Source organism: Acidisoma sp. PAMC 29798, from assembly GCF_030252425.1.
In the GTDB taxonomy this organism is placed as follows: domain Bacteria; phylum Pseudomonadota; class Alphaproteobacteria; order Acetobacterales; family Acetobacteraceae; genus Acidisoma; species Acidisoma cladoniae.
Window position 1 is genome coordinate 1,560,167 of the sequence record NZ_CP126994.1, and the last position, 17,364, is coordinate 1,577,530.

Genomic DNA, 17,364 nt, shown 5'->3' on the forward strand with positions numbered 1-17,364 from the left:
ATTGCGCCTGTCTTGACAGGGTTTCTGCTCGGTCGCCTGATGGCCTTGGTGGTGGCGCTCATCGTCGCCTCCATCGTCGTCTTCATCGTGCTCCAGATCCTGCCTGGCGATCCGGCTTTGGTCATTCTGGGGCCGGATGCGCAGCCGGATACGCTGGCGGCGTTGCGCCATCAACTCGGCCTCGATCTGCCGGTCTGGCTGCGCTATTTGCGCTGGGGTGGCCACTTGCTGACCGGTGACTTCGGCCGCAGCACTGCCTATGGCACGTCCGTATCCTCACTGATCTTGCAGCGTATGGCTGTGACTTTGCCCTTGGCGGTGATGGCGATGATACTTGCGTCCGTCCTCGCCGTGCCTTTGGGTGTCTGGGCGGCGTCGCGGCGCGGCGTGGTCGATGGCGGCATCATGAGCGTCACGCAGATCGGTGTCGCGGTGCCGGATTTCTGGTTGGCACTGCTGCTGATCCTGTTGTTTGCCGTGCATCTCGCCTGGTTTCCGGCGGGCGGCTTTCCGGGCTGGTGGCATGGCGCCGGCGCGTCTTTCCGGGCGCTCATTCTGCCGACGCTCGCACTCGCCTTGCCGCAAGCGGCCATCCTTGCGCGTGTCACGCGCGGTGCGATGCGCGATGTCGGTGAGCGGGATTTTCTGCGCACCGCGCGCGCCAAGGGCATGCGCCCGAGCCGCGTGCTGTGGCTGCATGCGGTGCCGAACGCCATGGTGCCCGTGGTCACGCTCATGGGCTTGCAGTTTTCGTTTCTGCTCGCTGGCACCATCATCATTGAATATGTCTTCGCCCTACCGGGTCTCGGCTCACTGCTATTCCAGGCAATCGGCCAGCGTGATCTCGTCGTGGTGCAGGACCTTATTCTGCTGTTCGCGGCTGTGGTGATCGTCATCAACGTCCTCGTCGATATCGTCACCGCGACGATCGACCCCCGCCGCGCGCGAGGTGAAGGGTGAGCCTGTTTCGCGTCGTCCTTGGTGGCGGGTTGACTCTGCTGGTGCTGCTGCTCGCCGTGGTGTCGTTAGTCTGGACGCCCTATGCGCCGACCGGCATCGACGTCATTCATCGTCTGGCCGTGCCTTCGCCTGCGCATCTGTTTGGCACCGATCCGTTCGGTCGGGACGTCTTTTCCATGATCATGGTGGGGGCTCAAAATTCGGTGGCTGTGGCGATGGTCGCCGTGGCGCTCGGTGCCCTCATCGGCGTGCCCGCCGGGTTGATCGCGGCGGCGCGCGGCGGCTGGACGGAGGAGGTGATCATGCGCGGCGCCGACCTCGCCTTCGCCTTTCCCGCGCTGCTGACGGCGGTGATGTTGACCGCGCTGCGCGGGCCGGGTGCGTCCACGGCGATGGTCGCTATCGGCGTCTTCACCGCACCCGTCTTGGCGCGGGTGACGCGCGCCTCGGCGTCGGTGATCTGGGCGCAGGATTATGCGCGTGCCAGCCGGGCGCTGGGTCGCGGCAAACTCGCCGTCACCCGCGCGCATATCCTGCCCAATATCACCGGCGTGCTGATCGTGCAGATCACCATCCAGCTCTCGCTCGCGGTTCTGGCCGAGGCTGCTTTGTCCTTTGTCGGGCTGGGCGCGCAGCCGCCCGCCCCGAGCTGGGGCCGCATGCTGAACGATGCGCAGACCTACATCTACTCCGCGCCCCTGCTGACGGTCTTCCCCGGTTTCGCCATCGCCTTTGCGGTGCTTGGCCTGAATATGCTGGGGGACGGGCTGCGTGACCTTTTGGACCATCAACGACGGAGACGCCTGTAATGACCAAGATCTGGACGGTCGGCGCCATTCAGGCCGCCTTGGCACGCGGTGACACCACGGCCGTGGCCCTGGCCGAGCAATCCCTGGCGGCGATCGCGGCGCAGGACGGGCGCTTCAACGCCATGCTCTATCTCAATCCGGATCTGATGGAGGATGCGCGCGCCATCGATCGCCGGCGTGCGTCAGGGGAGGCGGTCGGGCCGCTCGCCGGCGTGCCCGTTCTGGTCAAGGACACGATGGATATGGCGGGTCTGCCGAGCACCGGCGGCTGGGCGCCGCTGAGTGCCAAGGCCGGCGGCACGGATCTGATCCCGACGCGCGATTCGGCTGTGGTGGCGCGGATGCGCGCAGCCGGCGCCTTACTGATCGGCAAGACCAATGTGCCCATCATGAGCGCCAGCGGCACCAATGCGAACAATAGTTGGGCCGGACCCACGCTGAACGCCTTCGCGCCCGATCTGGCGCCGGGCGGCAGCAGCGCCGGCAGTGCCACCGGTGTCGCGGCGGACTATGCCGTCATCGGCCTGGCGGAAGAAACCGGCGGTTCAATCCAGAACCCGGCCGCCGCCCAGAATCTCGTCGGCATCAAACCGACCTTCGGGCTTGTCCCCAATAGCGGCGTCATTCCCTTGGCGGTCAGCACGCGTGATGTCGTGGGGCCTGTCGCGCGCACGGTCAGGGACGCCGCGATCGCGCTCGATGTGCTCGCGGGCTATACCTCGGCGGACCCAAAGACGATTGCAGGCGTCGGGCGCCGACCGCTCACGGGCTATGCGGGCAGCCTCATGCCGGGCGCGTTGCGCGGCAAGCGACTGGGTCTGTATGGCCCAGGATGGCGGCGCGATGCGCCGCTTTCGGCCGGTGCTGAGGCGCTGTATTCGGAGTCGATGGAAACGCTGCGAAGCCTCGGCGCCGAGTTGGTGGCCGATCCCTTTGCGGGATCGGGTTTTGCCGATCTGGCGCTGATCGGTCCGACGGGCTTTGACGAGCGCGGCTGCGAAAGCGTCGTCTATGACCTGGAACGCTATCTCACGGCCTTCGGACCGGGCAGCGCCATCCGCTCGATCGACAGCCTCAAGCGCGTCACGGGGGCTGATCCCTTCGACCGCGCGGGCGTGCTCGGCTTCATGTGGGATTTGCCGGAATTCGCACATCTCGTCGCGCATTGCGCCGAGCCCCCCGATCTCTCAGCCTTCATGGCGCTGCGGGAGGCGTATTTGCACCTCTTCAACGGCGTGATGGAGGCGGCCGACCTCGATGCGATGGTGATGCCGCAGGCGCAGGAGGAAACGCCACCGCTCTTCTCCACGGTCCCGATCCGGGAGACGGCGGTGTCGGAGATCAACATCGCGGGCCTGCCGGGCGTCACGGTGCCGGCCGGGGCCTATCCGTCGGGTTCGGCCTTTGGTTTGCTCTTCGTCGGCCGCATGTGGAGCGAGGGCAGCTTGCTGGCCTTCGCGGCCGATTACGAGGCGGCTAGGTGAATCGCGCCTTCCAATCTGCCTGCGCGTCGGGATAGGGCAGGGCCGCCGCTTCATAGACGCCGCGCGCAATGGCGCGCGCCGTGACGATGGTGGCCTCATGGCACAGCTGCGACAGGATATCGGCGCCCACAGCCGGCCCTTCGCCGGTGCTGGCGGCGAACATCGTGTCCCCGTCGAAGGGCAAATGCACCGCCAGCACGGCGCGGGCGAGCCCGTCTTGCGCCGCGATCGCCAAGCGTTTGGCCTGAGGTTTCGTCAGTGGCGCATCCGTCACGACCACGCCGATGGTGGTGCCGGTCTCGGGCGTCGCGCTGCGCTGGCCTTTGAGGCGCGGCGCGTAAGCGTCCGGCGATAGCGGGAAGGGCGGATAGCCTCGATCGCCGAATTCGCCGTTCAGCTCGAACGGCGCTGACCAGAAATGCGGTCCATCGCCAATCAAGGGATTGCCAACCGCGTTAACCACGACGAGGGCGGCGACACGATATCCTTCAGGCGTCACCATGCTCGCCGAGCCGAGGCCGCCTTTGACGGTGGCCGTGGTGGCGCCGGTTCCGGCGCCGACGGTGCCGAGGGCGAAGTCTCCCGAGGAGGCCGCTTCGGCGGCCGCCCAACCCATCTCGCGGTAGGGCGAAAACCGCCCCCACTCCTTATTGCCGCCATTCAGCAGGTCGAAAATGATCGCCTGCGGCACGATCGGGATCAGCGCCGTACCGATGAGCGTGCCGCGTCCGATGTCACGGAACCAGGCTTGCAGGCCGCCCGCCGCGTCCAACCCGAAGGCCGAGCCGCCGGACAAGGCGATGCCATCGACACGCTCGACCGTCATTTCCGGTTCCATCAACGTCGTGTCCCGTCCGCCGGGTGCGCCCCCCAAGACGCTGGCGGAGGCGATGGCGGGCCGGTCGAACAGCACGGCCGTGACGCCGGAGCCCAAGGCGAGGTCGGTGACATGGCCGACGGAGACGCCGGCGATGTCGGTCAGCAGGTTGCGCATCACGCGCCCGCGCGGCCGAGCAGCGCCAGATAGTCCCAAACCACGGTCGCCGCCGCGAGGGCGGTGATCTCGCTCACGTCATGGGCGGGCAGAACCTCCACCACATCCATGCCGACGAAGGGAATGCCGCCGAGGCGGCGTAGAATGGCCTGGGTCTGCCAACTGGCGAGGCCGCCCACTTCGGGCGTGCCGGTGCCGGGCGCAAAGGCGGGGTCCAGGCAATCGACGTCATAGGTGAGATAGGTCGGCGTCGCCGTCCCGACCACCTCATGGATGCGCGCCACGACAGCGGCCACGCCCATGTCATGAACATCCTGGGCGCTCAAGATCGTCACACCCTGGCCGATCGTCCAGTCCCAGATCTCGCGTTGCACCGGGGAGCGGATGCCGATCTGGATCATCTTGCGGGGATCGACCAGGCCCTCGTTGATGGCGTGGTAAAAGACCGATCCATGGCCATAGACCTGGCCGAAATTATCGTCCCAGGTATCGACATGGGCGTCGAAGTGAATGAGGGCGACAGGCTGCCCGAGCCGGCTGCGCAGGGCGCGAAGCAGGGGCAGGGTGATGCCGTGTTCGCCGCCCAGGGCAATGAGATGCGCGAGCGGTGCGGCCTGTTCCTCGATCAGCGCGAGGCTGCGGGGCAGATCGCCCAGGGCGATTTCGAACTCCCCGATATCGGCAATCGGCATGGCCGCGACATCGGTCCAGAAATGGGGATGCTCGCCATCCACCAACATCCGGCTGGCGACACGGATGGCGCCAGGCCCGGCGCGGGCGCCGGCGCGGTTGGTGACGCCGATGTCGAGAGGGATGCCGGCGACCGTGTAGGTCGAGCCGCTGTCTGAAAACGGGCGCCCGAGGAAGCCCGGCGCCGTCGCGAAGGTCGGTACGCCCGCCATGAGACACCCATCATCCGGTTGATGCGTGCTCCTCTACCGTGGTCGGTCAGTTTCCGACAGACACCTCGTGGTCCAAACCACTCGGCTTGCCGATGCGCGGTCGCCGCGCCCGACGATTGACCGAGGTGGACGCGGCGTCGATGACCGAGGCCCAAGGCGGCACAAGCGGGTCGCGTTCCAGCATGTTTTGCAGCTTGGCGGCCTGCTGCTCCAGCCAAGCCAGGAGCAAGGCGATTTCGGTCGGACCACCCTGGGCGGCCAATGCGGTGAGGTCGAGGCCTTCCAGGGCATGCAGGGGCGCGCTTGCGGGGAGCGCGACCGGGGAGCCCGGGACCGATTGGGAATCGGCGGCGCGCCGTACCGTGATGCTATGGGCACGGGATGGGTCAAGCGGGCGGGACAGATCGACGTGAAATCCGCCGAAGCCGTCGCCGATGCCGGCGCGCTCCAGATCATCCCGGTAATGGTTGGCGATGGTGACGGCGATGATTTCGCCGTGGTCGAGAATTTCCAACACAACCGGCACCACAGGATGGTCGGGCAGCCAGGCCCAGCCAGACAGCGTGCTGTGGTCTGCCCATTCCAGTTGCCCGATCAAGGGTCCGCCCTGCGGCTTCTCCATGATGTCCGGCGGGATGATCCCGGCACGCAAGGCCAGGCGGTCCCGAATACGATCGAGCATCACGCCACGTTGCACCAGCGGCGCGCAGGAGGTCCAGGCCGGCGTCCCGATGGTGGGGTCATAGGGAATAGCGGAGGACGCCCTGAGGAACATGGCGCGATCGCCCCGCTCCACATAGCTTTCGGCCGGCATATCCTCCGCCAGGAGGATCGCATGGGCGGATAGCTCAAGATGAAAATAGGAAATGGGGTCCATGTCCGGGCAGCCGAGGATCGAGGCGTGGTTCACCAAGTCGCTCGCGGCCACGAGAACGCCATCGAGATAAATGCGATGGCCGGGCGCGATATAGACGTCCCGCGATGGCACACCGTCATCCAACGCGCCGGCCTTGATGAGAATCGGAACGCTGCCTGGGTTGAGGCGCGCGAAATGGCGGCGATAGGTGCGCTCACCGATCCAACGGATCGGCATGGTGTTGCCGGAAACGGTGATGACCTCGTCGCCCACGCGCAGGTTCTCGATTCGCACGCGACCGCGTGTGGAAAGAATTTTCGTACCGGAACAGAAACTCGCGCCCATCGTGACTTGCCCTCAGGTGTGACCAAACCTCGCGTCGAAGGCAAACTGACCGGACGTCTTCAGATGATGCCTGACGATCCCGTTATGACAGCGCGGAGGTTAAAAATTTATTGCGGACATCAGTTTAAAGTCCCAGCCAAGCAAAAATGCAGAGCAGCGGAAAGACTATGGTTACTTCTTTAATCTTCAGAAAAAATTTACGCAATCGTTATGATTAGTCATAGTGCCAGGATGAGGCACCATCGTCTTCACGCGAGGCGATATCTCCAAGTCCTCGCCGTTTAAATGAGTCACCCGCAGCCTTTTTTTATCAGTATTTGTCTTTTGGGCCGACCATTGTCACCCGGCACGCGCGATGACCGGCGCGATCCCATGGTGCGGACCTGTCTTGCCGGTTAATGTGAGACATGCAGAATCTCAGTGCCGAAGGAGCGTCGCCATCGATGGCGCAGTGGTTCGCCATGAAGGCGGAGAACCCGCATGCGCTGCTGTTCTTTCGGATGGGCGATTTCTATGAGCTTTTCTTCGCGGATGCGCAGGCAGCGTCGGCGGCGCTTGATATCGCGCTGACGGCACGCGGCGAACATGCCGGCGCGCCAATTCCCATGTGCGGTGTTCCCGTTCATGCGCGGGATGCCTATCTCGCCCGCCTCATCCGCCGCGGGTTTCGCGTCGCCCTCGCCGAGCAGATGGAGGACCCCAAGCGCCGCACCGGCAAGGCACCCCTGCGGCGCGAAGTGGTGCGGATCATCACCCCCGGTACGCTGACCGAGGATTCCCTGCTCGAAGCGGCGCAGCCGAACCTGCTGCTCGCCTTGGCAGAGGGCGAGACACCAGCGACGCGCGGCAAAGCCGTTGTGCCCGCACTCATCGGCGCGGCCTGGCTCGATATTTCGACGGGCCAGTTTGAAACCGCCTGCCTTCCCGCGACCGATCTGCCCGCTTTGCTCGGCCGCTTGGACCCCGCTGAAATCATCGCCACCGATGCGCTGGCCCTCGGCGCTTGGTCCGAGCGGCGGGGTGCCGAAACCGCGCCCGCCGCGCCCCGACCCGATGACGCAAGGCGACGTCTGGCCCAGGCCTTCGAGGTCGCGAGCCTGGATGCCTTCGGCCAGTTCGAGGATGTCGAGGCGGTCGCGGCTGCCATCGCCATCGACTATGTGCGTCGTACCCAGGCCGGCCGTCAGCCGCATCTGTCCCATCCGCAGCCGCAGGGCCTGCGCGGCACGCTGGCCATGGATGCCGCGACCCGGATCAGCCTCGAAATCAGCGAAACCCGCAGCGGTGGCCCGAGCCGGCATACGCTGCTCGCGGCCATCCGTCGCACGGTGACGCCGGGGGGCGCCCGGCTGCTCGCGGCCTGGCTGCATGCGCCGCTCGCGGACCAGCCGGCGATCCTCGCCCGCCAGGACGGCTGGGACTTCCTGCTGTCCCACAACGCGCTGACCGACCGGCTGCGCCTCAGTCTACGTGCTGCGCCGGACCTCGCCCGCGCCCTGGCGCGCCTGGCCTTGGGGCAGGGCGGCCCTCGCGACCTTGCAGGGGTGAGGGACGGTGTGCGGGTGGCGCTTACGATCGCCGACGACTTGCCGCCGGATTTGCCGCCGATCCTGGCGGAGATGCGCGCCGCCCTCGCGGCCTTGCCGGATCTCGCCGAGTTTCTGGGCCTGGCGCTGGCCGAACCGGTACCCGCCCGGCTGGATGATGGCCGTGCCATCGCACCCGGATTCGATCCCGAACTGGACGCGGAGCGCAGCCTGCGGGACGAGCAGAGGCAAATCCTGGCGAAGGTTCAGCTCGACTATGCCGAGCGCTACGGTGTCGCGAGCCTCAAGATTCGCCATCACGCCCAGCTTGGCTATGTGATCGAAGTGCCCGCCGCCGCCGCCGAACGGCTGCGGGACCGGCCGGAACTCGTCTATCGCCAAGGGCTCGCCAATGTCGCGCGGCTGACGAGCACCGAACTCAGTGAATTGGACCGCCGGATCGCGGCAGCGGCGGACCGCGCGGCGGTGCGCGAGCGCGTGGTCTTCGCCCATCTGACCGACACCGCCCTCGCGGATCGCGCCGCCATCTCGGCCTGCGCGACGGCGCTTGCCCAGATCGACGTTCTGCAGGCCTGCGCGCGGCTAGCGGAGGGCGCCGGCTGGTGCCGCCCAACCATGACCGAGGACGAGGCTTTCACGATTGTCGGGGGTCGCCATCCGGTGGTGGAGGCGGCGCTGTCCGGCCAGGCGAGTTTCGTGCCCAATGACTGTGACTTGTCGCCGGGCCAGCGGCTGATGCTGCTCACCGGCCCCAATATGGCTGGCAAATCCACCTTCCTGCGGCAGAATGCGCTGATCGTCGTCATGGCGCAGGCAGGCCTGCCCGTGCCCGCCACGACCGCGCGGCTCGGCATCGTCGATCGCCTGTTCTCACGCGTCGGCGCGGCCGATGACCTCGCGCGCGGGCGGAGCACCTTCATGGTGGAAATGACCGAGACGGCGGCGATCCTGCACCAAGGCGGGCCGCGCAGTCTGGTGGTGGTTGATGAGATCGGCCGCGGAACCGCGACGCTCGACGGTCTCGCCATCGCCTGGGCGGTGCTGGAGGCCTTGCACAACACGATACGCTGCCGTGCGATCTTCGCCACGCATTTCCATGAATTAGCCCGATTATCCCCCATAATGCCGCAGCTTCAGCCAACAACAATGCGCATCAAGGATTGGAAGGGCAGCGTGATCTTTCTGCATGAAATCACCAAGGGGGCCGCAGGGCGAAGCTGGGGCGTGCATGTCGCGTCACTCGCCGGTGTGCCGGCGCCGGTGGTCAAGCGTGCCGCTGCCTTACTCGCCACCTTGGAGAAGGCCGGCCCGCTGACGGCATCGGCGGAGCTGCCCTTGTTCGCCGCCGCGCAGGCGCTTCATCTGGAGGGCAGCGATATCCAGACCGATGTCACGCCCGACCCTGTGCCTGATCCTTTAGTCGAAGCGCTCCGCGCTATGGATCCCGAACAGATGACCCCGCGTCAGGCGCTGGAAAGCTTATACCGTTTAAAGGACATGGTTTCTGGCCCTTTGCCTGAGGAAACGCTAGCATCGTGACGATGTCGAATCCCGCCGCTTTGTCTCTATCCAAGGCTCAGGCCACGTCGCTGACCGACGCTCTTGCCGAGTTGGCGGCCGAGGAGGGCGGTGTTGCGCGTGACGCCGCTTTGGCGGTGTTCCGCCGCCATCTCGCCCGCATGCAGCATCAGTTGCAGAACGCCTTCGAGCGTGACGAGCTATCGGGCCTTGCGGCCGCCGAGGCCCTGGCCGGCCATATGGACGGCGTCATCACCGCGCTCATGCTGTATGCCACGACCGACGCCGTGCCGGACGCGCCCGACCGCATCGCCGTCGTCGCGACCGGCGGCTATGGACGCGGCTACCTTGCCCCGTTCAGCGATATCGACCTGCTGTTCCTGACTGAGGCTGCCCCCTCCGACCGCACGCTGAGCGCGGTGGAGTTCATGCTGTATTTCCTGTGGGATCTCGGTCTGAAGGTGGGGCATGCGACGCGTTCGGTTGCGGAATGCCTGACCGAGGCGCAGGCGGACGCCACCATCCGCACGGCGCTGCTCGACTCGCGATGTCTGGTGGGTGAGCAGGCGCTGTTCACCGATTTTCGGCGGGAATTCCGACAACAATGCGCGGCCTCCAGCGCCGCCGAATTCATTCGCGTCAAACAGGCCGAGCGGCTCGCCCGCCATCGCCGTTACGGGGATAGCCCTTTCCTCGTCGAGCCGAACGTCAAGGAAGGGCGCGGCGCTCTCCGTGACCTGCATTTTCTCCATTGGGTCGCGAACTACATCTTCGACATCGATGACGTGCAGGATCTGCTGACCAAGGATGGTCCGTTTGGGCCGATGCTGACGCTGCGGGAAGCGCGGCACTACAACCGCGCGGCAGATTTCCTCTGGACCGTGCGATTCCATCTTCATTATGTCGCGGGGCGCCCGGAAGAGCGGCTGACCTTCGATCTGCAACCCATCGTCGGCGCCCGCATGGGCTATACGCGCCACGGCGTGCAGGATGGCGTCGAGCGCTTTATGCGCCACTACTTCCTCACCGCGCGCGATGTCGCGCGTCTTTCACACGTTTTGGAACCGGAACTTGTGCGCGTAGCGCAGGGTTCGCCGGCGATCGCCCCGAGCACGGATGAAGCGCTTGTGCAGGCGGGCTTCGTGCTCGCCGACGGCCAGCTTCTGTTCGCGGACGGGGATGGCGTGGCACAACACCCGATCCTCATGCTGCGCCTGATGCAATGCGCACGGGATCGCCATTTGCGCATCCACCCCCTGGCGCTGCGGGCCATGATCCGTAACGAGCGCGTCACGATCAGCCTGCGCCGCGACCCCGAGGCCATGAAGATCTTCATGGATCTGCTCTGCGGCAAGGATGGCGAAACCGAGCGCTCCGACGGCGCGCGCTGGATGACGCTGATGAACGAGACCGGCATTCTCAGCCGCTTGGTGCCGGACTGGGCGCGCATCGTGGGGCAGATGCAGTTCGACACCTATCATGTCTTCACGGTGGACGAGCATACGATCGAGGCGCTGCGCGTCGTCGCGGCGCTGGAACGGGGCGACCTGTCCGAAGCCGCGCCCATCGCCTCCAGCATCGTCGATCACCTGCAATCGCGGCGCGCCCTCTATACCGCCGTCATGCTGCATGACATTGCCAAGGGACGCGGCGGGGATCATTCGGTGCTCGGCGCCGAAATCGCCCTCGCGGTGGGTCCGGGCCTCGGCCTGTCCGGTGAAGAGACCGAAATGGTCTCCTGGCTGGTCCTGCATCACCTGCTGCTCAGCCAGACGGCCTTCAAGCGCGATATCGACGACCCCAAGACCATTCTCGACCTGGTCGATACCATCCAGTCGCCCGAGCGGTTGAAGCTTCTGCTGGTGCTGACGGTCGCGGATATGCGCGCGGTCTCCCCCAAGGTCTGGAACGGCTGGAAGGCAACGCTGCTGCGCGAGCTGTATACGCGCGTGGCCGAAGTGCTCGCCGGCGGCCTGGCCACGACGGAGCGCGATGTGCGCGTCGCGCGCGCCAAGGAAGCGGCGGCCGAGCGGCTGCATGATTGGACGGCCGAGGATATCGATGCCTTCCTCGACCTTGGCTATCCCGCCTATTGGCTGAGCTTCGACCCCTCCACGCATGAGCGCCATGGGCGGATGATCAGGGAGGCGCGGCACAGCCACGCCCCTTTGAGCGTGCAGACGGAAGTCTTGCATAGCCGCGCTGTGACGGAAGTGACGGTCTATGCCGCCGACCATGCCGGGCTGTTCAGCCGGATCGCGGGGGCGCTGGCCATTGCCGGCGCTTCGATCGTGGATGCGCGTATTCACACCCTGACCAATGGCATGGCGCTGGACACCTTCTGGATTCAGGATGCGGCCGGCGGCATCTTCGCAGCCCCGCAGCGCCTCGCGCGGCTCTCGGTGCTGATCGAACAGGCCTTGTCGGGTCGCCTGCGACTAGCCAGTGAAATCAGCGGCCTGTCGGATGCGCTGCTGGGCCAGCGCATGCGGGCGATCCATGTGCCGCCGCGCGTCGTCATCGACAATCACGCTTCCAATACCCACACGGTCATCGAGGTGAATGGCCGCGACCGTCCGGGTCTGCTGCATGACGTGACGGCGGCAATCACGGATCAGGGTATGCAGATCGCCTCTGCCCATGTCAGCACCTATGGCGTGCGGGCGATCGACGTCTTTTATGTGAAGGACGTTTTCGGTCTGAAGATCCAGAATGAGCGCAAGCTGGAAGGGCTACGTCAGGCGATTTTGGCGGCGCTGACCTCAGGCGACGCCACGATGCCGGAGCCGGACAGTGAGGCAGCGGGCCGGGGTCGCCCCAAGGTAGACGCGGCCTAGCCTTCGCACCATGTAGTCGGCCTGACCCGGAGAGATGACCATGGCCGACGCATCGCCTTCCCTGGTTTGGGACATCCATTGTGGCACCGGCGAAAGCCCGGTCTGGGATGAGCGCGCTAAGGTTCTCTACTTCTGCGACATCCCGGCGGGGCGCCTGCATCGCTTCGACCCGACGACTCCGGACAAGAGCCGCACCTGGCAATTGCCGGAGGTCTTGGGCAGCCTGGGGCTATGCCAGTCGGGCCTGATTCTGGTCTGCCAGAAGCAGAAGATCATGACCTTCGATACAGAGACGGAGGCATTGGTGCCGCTCGCTTCGATCGACGAGCCGGACACCAATCGCCTCAATGATGGCAAGGTCGGCCCAGACGGTTGCTTCTGGGTCGGCACCATCAACGAAGGGTCGGATGGGCTCGCCAGCGGCCACCTCTATCGCGTGACGCCAGATGGCCGGGTTGAGACGAAGATCGAGGGTTTGAAGAACTCCAACGGCCTGGCCTGGTCCGCCGATGGCCGGACGATGTACCATTCAGACACGCGCGGGCCATGGATCGACTGCTGGGATTTCGACACCGCGAGCGGGAACATTAGTAACCGTCGCCGTTTCGCCGATGTCAGTGACGCGGAAGGCCGCCCCGACGGCGCGGCGCTGGCCATGGATGGCAGCTATTGGTCCGCCGGGTCGGGCAGGGGCGTCATCAATCGCTTCGGAACCGACGGAAAGTTGATCGAGGCAATTGCGACGTCCGTTCCCAACCCGACCATGCCCTGTTTCGCGGATGGTCGGGTTTTCATCACCTCCGGCCTGCCAAAAGATGAGGACATGCGCCGGGAATTCCCCAATGCCGGCGGGCTGTTCGCCATGGCGACGTCGTTGCAAGGCGTGCCCGTGGCGCGCTTCGCGGATGCCGATTAGGGCGAAGTCGAGGCCATTACGGCGCCTTTGTGAAAAGGGCGCCCTATAACGACCCCAATGCCTGCCTATCTCTCACACTGAGCCTGAAGGCCGCAGCGACGGACACCATCCTGTTACGATTGGCGGCTATCATCGGGTTGAAGGAGTAGAGCAATGACAAGTCTTTCGCGTTTTCGCTTGTCGCGCACGATTGCCGCTGCCGCTTTGGTGGTTGGCTTCGGCACGGCCATTGTCGCGAGCCCCGCGGCACAGGCCCAGAACTGGAACCACGGCGGCTACGGCCGCGGTGGTGGTGATTGGCGCGGTGGCGGTGGTGGCTGGCACGGTGGTGGCGGCGGCTGGCACGGCGGCGGCTGGGGCGGACCCGGTCCCGCAATCATCGGTGGCCTGTTAGGCGCTGCCGCGGGTGCGGCGATCATCGGGTCGCTGGCGCCGCCGGTCTATTATGCGCCGCCGCCTGTCTATTACGCCCCGCCGCCGCCGCCTGTTTACTATGCGCCGGCTCCGCCGCCCGTCTATTACTCGGCGCCGCAGCCTTACTATCAGCCGGGCTATTGATCACGTAGGGCGGATGACGCTGCGCTTATCCACATACGTAGGGTGGATGAGCGACGCGTTATCCACCACTCCGCGAACGCGTGAGCGTCAGATACACGCTATCGACCCACACGCCGTCGATCTCAAACGTCGCGCTCGCGTCTCCGGTCTGCTGGAAGCCTAACCGCTCCAGCAGACGCAGTGATGCGGCGTTGCGGGGGTCAACATCGGCGACGATCGCCTCGACATGGCTTGCGAAGCCCCGCGCGATTACGGCGGCCATGGCTTCCTGCGCATAGCCCTGGCCCCAGGCGCTGCGTGCGAAGATCACCCCGACCTCATTTCCCTTCCATAGACCCGCCTTGCCGATCACCGCACCGTCCCGCGTGACCGCGAAATCATCGGACGAGCCGTCTTCCACCGCCGCGACTGTCGCCTCGATCCAGGCCACGGTCTCGCTCATCGTCGTGTGCGGCCCCGTGGACCAATACCGCATCGCCTCAGGGTCGCTGAAGGCCGCGTGCAAGGCCGGCGCGTCCGCGATCGTCATCCGACGCAGCACGAGGCGTGCGGTGATGAGCTGAGCATCGTTCATTCACAGCCTCCACATACGAAAAGGGCGCCCACGAGGGCGCCCTTTTGCACATCCAGCCAAGAGCCGTGATCAGCGCGAGTAGAACTCGACGACCAGGTTCGGCTCCATCTGCACGGGGTAGGGGACATCGGCGAGCTTCGGGGCGCGCAGGTAACGGCCCTTCATCGCGCGGTGATCGACTTCCAGATATTCGGGAATGTCGCGTTCGGCGCTCTGCGTGGCGTCGAGCACAACGGCGAGCTGCTTGGACTTCTCGCGCACTTCGATCACGTCGTCATTGGCGACGAGATAGGAGGCGATGTTCACGCGCTTGCCGTTCACGAGTAGGTGCCCGTGGGACACGAACTGGCGGGCGGCGAAGGGGGTCACGGCGAGCTTGAGGCGATAGACGACCGTGTCCAGGCGGCGCTCCAGCAGCTCGATGAGGTTTTCGCTGGTGTCGCCCTTACGGCGCACGGCTTCCTCATAATACTTGCGGAATACCTTCTCGGAGATATTGCCGTAGTAGCCCTTGAGCTTCTGCTTCGCCATCAGCTGAACGCCATAGTCGCTCGGCTTCTTGCGGCGCTGGCCATGCTGGCCGGGGCCGTAGTCGCGCTTGCCGATCGGGGACTTGGCGCGACCCCAAAGGTTCACGCCGAGGCGGCGGTTAATCTTGTACTTACTCTCGAGGCGCTTGGTCATGCGCGGCTCCTTCTCATGTTGCGCCAGTAGTCCATCCCGGCCCTCGTCTGAGGAGGACAGCGAAAGGGCGGTGGCCCAGCCCCGTGAGGGGTAGGCATCCGCCCGATACGCCTTGGGTGGCAGGCGCGATCCGCGGAAGGCCGCAGTTCGTCCATATTCCCGGCAATGGAGGGGTCTCTAGGGGCCGACCGGGGCGCTGTCAAACCTCGGCAGCTATGCGGCCTCCCTAGGCTCGGTGGAATACGCTTCGCTTTTCCACCCTACAAAGGTCCGTAGGGTGGATGAGCGCAGCGTCATCCACCCTCACCCTTACTCCTCGGGTGGGCGCTTGTTGGATGTGGCACCGCCACGGGCGGCGGACCACTCGGCCGGGGCTTCGAGGAAGCGGTGCACCTCGGCCATGGCAGCGGCGGGAAAATAAGGCCGCTCCCGGCAGGCTTCCAGCACATCCCACCAGGTCGCGAGATAGAGCAGGGCGATGTCGTTCTCGGCCAAAGTCTCCAGGCTGCCGGCGAAGACGCCATAGAAGAACACCACGAAGGCGTGGTTGCAGAAGGCGCCGGCATCACGCAGCGACTGGGCGAACTTGATCTTCGACTGGCCGTCTGTGGTCAGATCTTCGACCAGCAGGGTGCGCTTGCCTTCGGGCACATCGCCCTCAATCAAGGCATTGCGGCCGAAGCCCTTCGGCTTCTTGCGCACATAGGCCATGGGGCTGCCCATGCGGTCGGCGATCCAGGCGGCATAGGGAATCCCCGCCGTCTCTCCGCCCGCGACGGCTTCGATCGACTCGTAGCCGATATGGCGCTGGATCTTCTCGACCGCGAGTTCGCAGATCTTTGTGCGTGCCTGCGGGAAGTAGATGATGCGGCGGCAATCGATATAGACGGGCGATTTCCAGCCGGAGGTGAGCGTATAGGGCTCCTCCGGGCGGAAGTTGATCGCTTTGATTTCGAGCAGGATGCGGGCGGTGGTCATGGCCGCGTCACGGTCCCAGTCACTCGCATGCCCGGCGATCTTGCGGGATAAGGCCGTCATCATTCGCTCCAATGCGTCGTCCGATCCGGCCGGTTCTAGTGTATTGGTCACGGCTCGCAAGGACCTACGCGTTGGTAACCCAGGCGCGCCTTGAATCATGCGGCCCGGCGGGCTAGACAACCTCATCACTATCCGCGCGAAGTGATTGCGAATGTTTCGCAATTCGGGCGGATTTCAGGAGCAGTTGCGGAATGGGGCGTGACTTCAGCAACATCGCTCGTCGTTGTGAGCGTGCCGTCGTGACGGCCTATCGCGAGCTATTGACGCATGGCAATGGCGACTTCGAGTCCTTTCGCGCCTGCACGACTCTGTATCGCATTCATCACCCCGAAGCTTCGATCGATGAAGCCCGCAGGCTCGTCGCCGAATGGATCGACCATCATGTCGTGCGCGCCGAGGATGGCCCGACACCGGGTTGCGACTGCGACTGATCCTGCCGATTTGCCGGCATGAGCCGGCCTTTCGAGCTTCACGGCCATCGCGGTGCCCGCGGGTTATGGCCTGAAAACACCCTCCCTGCATTTGCCCACGCCATCACGATGGGCGTGACCGCTATCGAGATGGATGTCGCGCTGACGTCGGATGGCGTCGTCCTGCTCAGCCATGATCCGATCCTCGATCCCATTCTCACCCGTGGGCCGGAGGGTGACTGGATCGATCCGCCGGGCGCGCTGCTGCGCGACCTGACCTATGCCGAGGCCGCGCGCTTCGATGTTGGAAGGATCAAGCCTGGCGCGGCGCAGGCGACCCTGTTTCCGCATCAGCAGGGCATGGACGGCGTCGGGCTGCCTCGGCTCCTGGACGTATTGGCGATTGCCGAGGGCGCTCGTCTATCGATCGAGTTGAAGACCTTCCCCGATCATCCGGAGTGGACCGTGTCGCCGGAGGCGATGGCCGATGCGGTGCTGGCGGTGCTCGACCAAGCGGGTGCCGCTGCGCAGGCGCGGATCATTTCCTTCGACTGGCGCGGGCTGCGGTATTTGCACCGCGTCCGTCCCGGCCTCAGCCTGGGCTATCTGACGGACGGTGAAACCTGTGCGGCGGCGCGGCTGTGGTGGGACGGGCCGTCACCGGACGATTTTGGTGGCTCGACCGCCCGCACCGTCGCCGCCGAGGGCGGTCTCGTCTGGGGGCCGGACGCGACCACGTTGACGCGGTCCGAGGTGGAGGAGGCGCGGGGCCTTGGAATTTTGGTAAATCCTTGGACCGTCAATGACCCAGCCGACATGGCGCGGTTGATCGATTGGGGCGTGGGTGCCGTGACGACCGATTATCCCGACCGCGCCCGTGCGGTGATGGCGGCAGCGGGGTTACCGCTGCCGCCGATGTTGTACTGACGGAC

At 65.5% G+C, this 17,364-nt stretch carries 15 protein-coding genes; 9 read left to right on the forward strand and 6 right to left on the reverse strand.

The features are described from left to right. Window positions 1-12: 12 nt before the first annotated feature. The 3 genes from QP803_RS07450 to QP803_RS07460 are packed head-to-tail and all read left to right on the forward strand — an operon-like array spanning window position 13 to window position 3,253. On the forward strand, window positions 13-960 hold the full coding sequence (locus QP803_RS07450; protein WP_284947151.1) for an ABC transporter permease: 948 nt from the start codon (window positions 13-15) through the stop codon (window positions 958-960). Further along, window positions 957-1,769 carry an ABC transporter permease gene (locus QP803_RS07455; RefSeq protein ID WP_284947152.1) on the forward strand — a complete coding sequence of 271 codons (813 nt, stop codon included), beginning with the start codon at window positions 957-959 and terminating at the stop codon, window positions 1,767-1,769. The genes QP803_RS07450 and QP803_RS07455 overlap by 4 nt, the downstream gene beginning before the upstream one ends. Next, window positions 1,769-3,253 (forward strand): amidase, encoded by a 1,485-nt coding sequence (locus QP803_RS07460; RefSeq protein ID WP_284947153.1) that lies wholly within the window; start codon window positions 1,769-1,771, stop codon window positions 3,251-3,253. Before QP803_RS07455 ends, QP803_RS07460 begins: the two co-directional genes overlap by 1 nt. Here QP803_RS07460 and QP803_RS07465 read toward each other — a convergent pair. The 3 genes from QP803_RS07465 to QP803_RS07475 are packed head-to-tail and all read right to left on the reverse strand — an operon-like array spanning window position 3,246 to window position 6,350. Beyond that, complete coding sequence (locus QP803_RS07465; protein WP_284947154.1) at window positions 3,246-4,247, reverse strand: P1 family peptidase; 1,002 nt, start codon at window positions 4,245-4,247, stop codon at window positions 3,246-3,248. The genes QP803_RS07460 and QP803_RS07465 overlap by 8 nt on opposite strands. Further along, window positions 4,247-5,149, reverse strand: a complete 903-nt coding sequence (gene speB / locus QP803_RS07470) for an agmatinase (protein ID WP_284947155.1) — start codon at window positions 5,147-5,149, stop codon at window positions 4,247-4,249. The genes QP803_RS07465 and speB overlap by 1 nt, the downstream gene beginning before the upstream one ends. 46 nt (window positions 5,150-5,195) lie before the next feature. After that, complete coding sequence (locus tag QP803_RS07475) at window positions 5,196-6,350, reverse strand: Hint domain-containing protein (protein ID WP_284947156.1); 1,155 nt, start codon at window positions 6,348-6,350, stop codon at window positions 5,196-5,198. 407 nt (window positions 6,351-6,757) lie between these two features. On the opposite strand from QP803_RS07475, the gene mutS reads away from it, so the two are divergent. The 4 genes from mutS (at window position 6,758) to QP803_RS07495 (ending at window position 13,726) form a co-directional block, all read left to right on the forward strand. Beyond that, on the forward strand, window positions 6,758-9,436 hold the full coding sequence (gene mutS / locus QP803_RS07480) for a DNA mismatch repair protein MutS (RefSeq protein WP_284947157.1): 2,679 nt from the start codon (window positions 6,758-6,760) through the stop codon (window positions 9,434-9,436). A gap of 2 nt (window positions 9,437-9,438) precedes the next feature. Next, window positions 9,439-12,252, forward strand: a complete 2,814-nt coding sequence (locus tag QP803_RS07485; protein WP_284947158.1) for a [protein-PII] uridylyltransferase — start codon at window positions 9,439-9,441, stop codon at window positions 12,250-12,252. A 40-nt stretch (window positions 12,253-12,292) separates the two neighbouring features. Further along, window positions 12,293-13,168, forward strand: a complete 876-nt coding sequence (locus QP803_RS07490; RefSeq protein ID WP_284947159.1) for an SMP-30/gluconolactonase/LRE family protein — start codon at window positions 12,293-12,295, stop codon at window positions 13,166-13,168. A 153-nt stretch (window positions 13,169-13,321) separates the two neighbouring features. Then, on the forward strand, window positions 13,322-13,726 hold the full coding sequence (locus QP803_RS07495; RefSeq protein ID WP_284947160.1) for a hypothetical protein: 405 nt from the start codon (window positions 13,322-13,324) through the stop codon (window positions 13,724-13,726). Window positions 13,727-13,784: 58 nt separating this feature from the next. On the opposite strand, the gene QP803_RS07500 is transcribed toward QP803_RS07495, so the two are convergent. The 3 genes from QP803_RS07500 to QP803_RS07510 all read right to left on the reverse strand — a co-directional run bounded on the left by QP803_RS07500 (window position 13,785) and on the right by QP803_RS07510 (window position 16,022). Then, the gene (locus QP803_RS07500) at window positions 13,785-14,300 is read right to left on the reverse strand and encodes a GNAT family N-acetyltransferase (protein WP_284947161.1); all 516 of its coding nucleotides are present in this window, start codon (window positions 14,298-14,300) and stop codon (window positions 13,785-13,787) included. 69 nt (window positions 14,301-14,369) lie between these two features. Further along, complete coding sequence (rpsD, locus tag QP803_RS07505; protein ID WP_284947162.1) at window positions 14,370-14,984, reverse strand: 30S ribosomal protein S4; 615 nt, start codon at window positions 14,982-14,984, stop codon at window positions 14,370-14,372. Window positions 14,985-15,293: 309 nt separating this feature from the next. Further along, on the reverse strand, window positions 15,294-16,022 hold the full coding sequence (locus tag QP803_RS07510; protein ID WP_284947163.1) for an orotate phosphoribosyltransferase: 729 nt from the start codon (window positions 16,020-16,022) through the stop codon (window positions 15,294-15,296). A gap of 191 nt (window positions 16,023-16,213) precedes the next feature. Here QP803_RS07510 and QP803_RS07515 point away from each other — a divergent pair, with 191 nt between their 5' ends. Both QP803_RS07515 and QP803_RS07520 read left to right on the forward strand, forming a co-directional pair. Next, window positions 16,214-16,453 carry a hypothetical protein gene (locus tag QP803_RS07515; protein WP_284947164.1) on the forward strand — a complete coding sequence of 80 codons (240 nt, stop codon included), beginning with the start codon at window positions 16,214-16,216 and terminating at the stop codon, window positions 16,451-16,453. A gap of 18 nt (window positions 16,454-16,471) precedes the next feature. Continuing rightward, on the forward strand, window positions 16,472-17,359 hold the full coding sequence (locus tag QP803_RS07520; protein ID WP_284947165.1) for a glycerophosphodiester phosphodiesterase: 888 nt from the start codon (window positions 16,472-16,474) through the stop codon (window positions 17,357-17,359). Window positions 17,360-17,364: the final 5 nt, after the last annotated feature.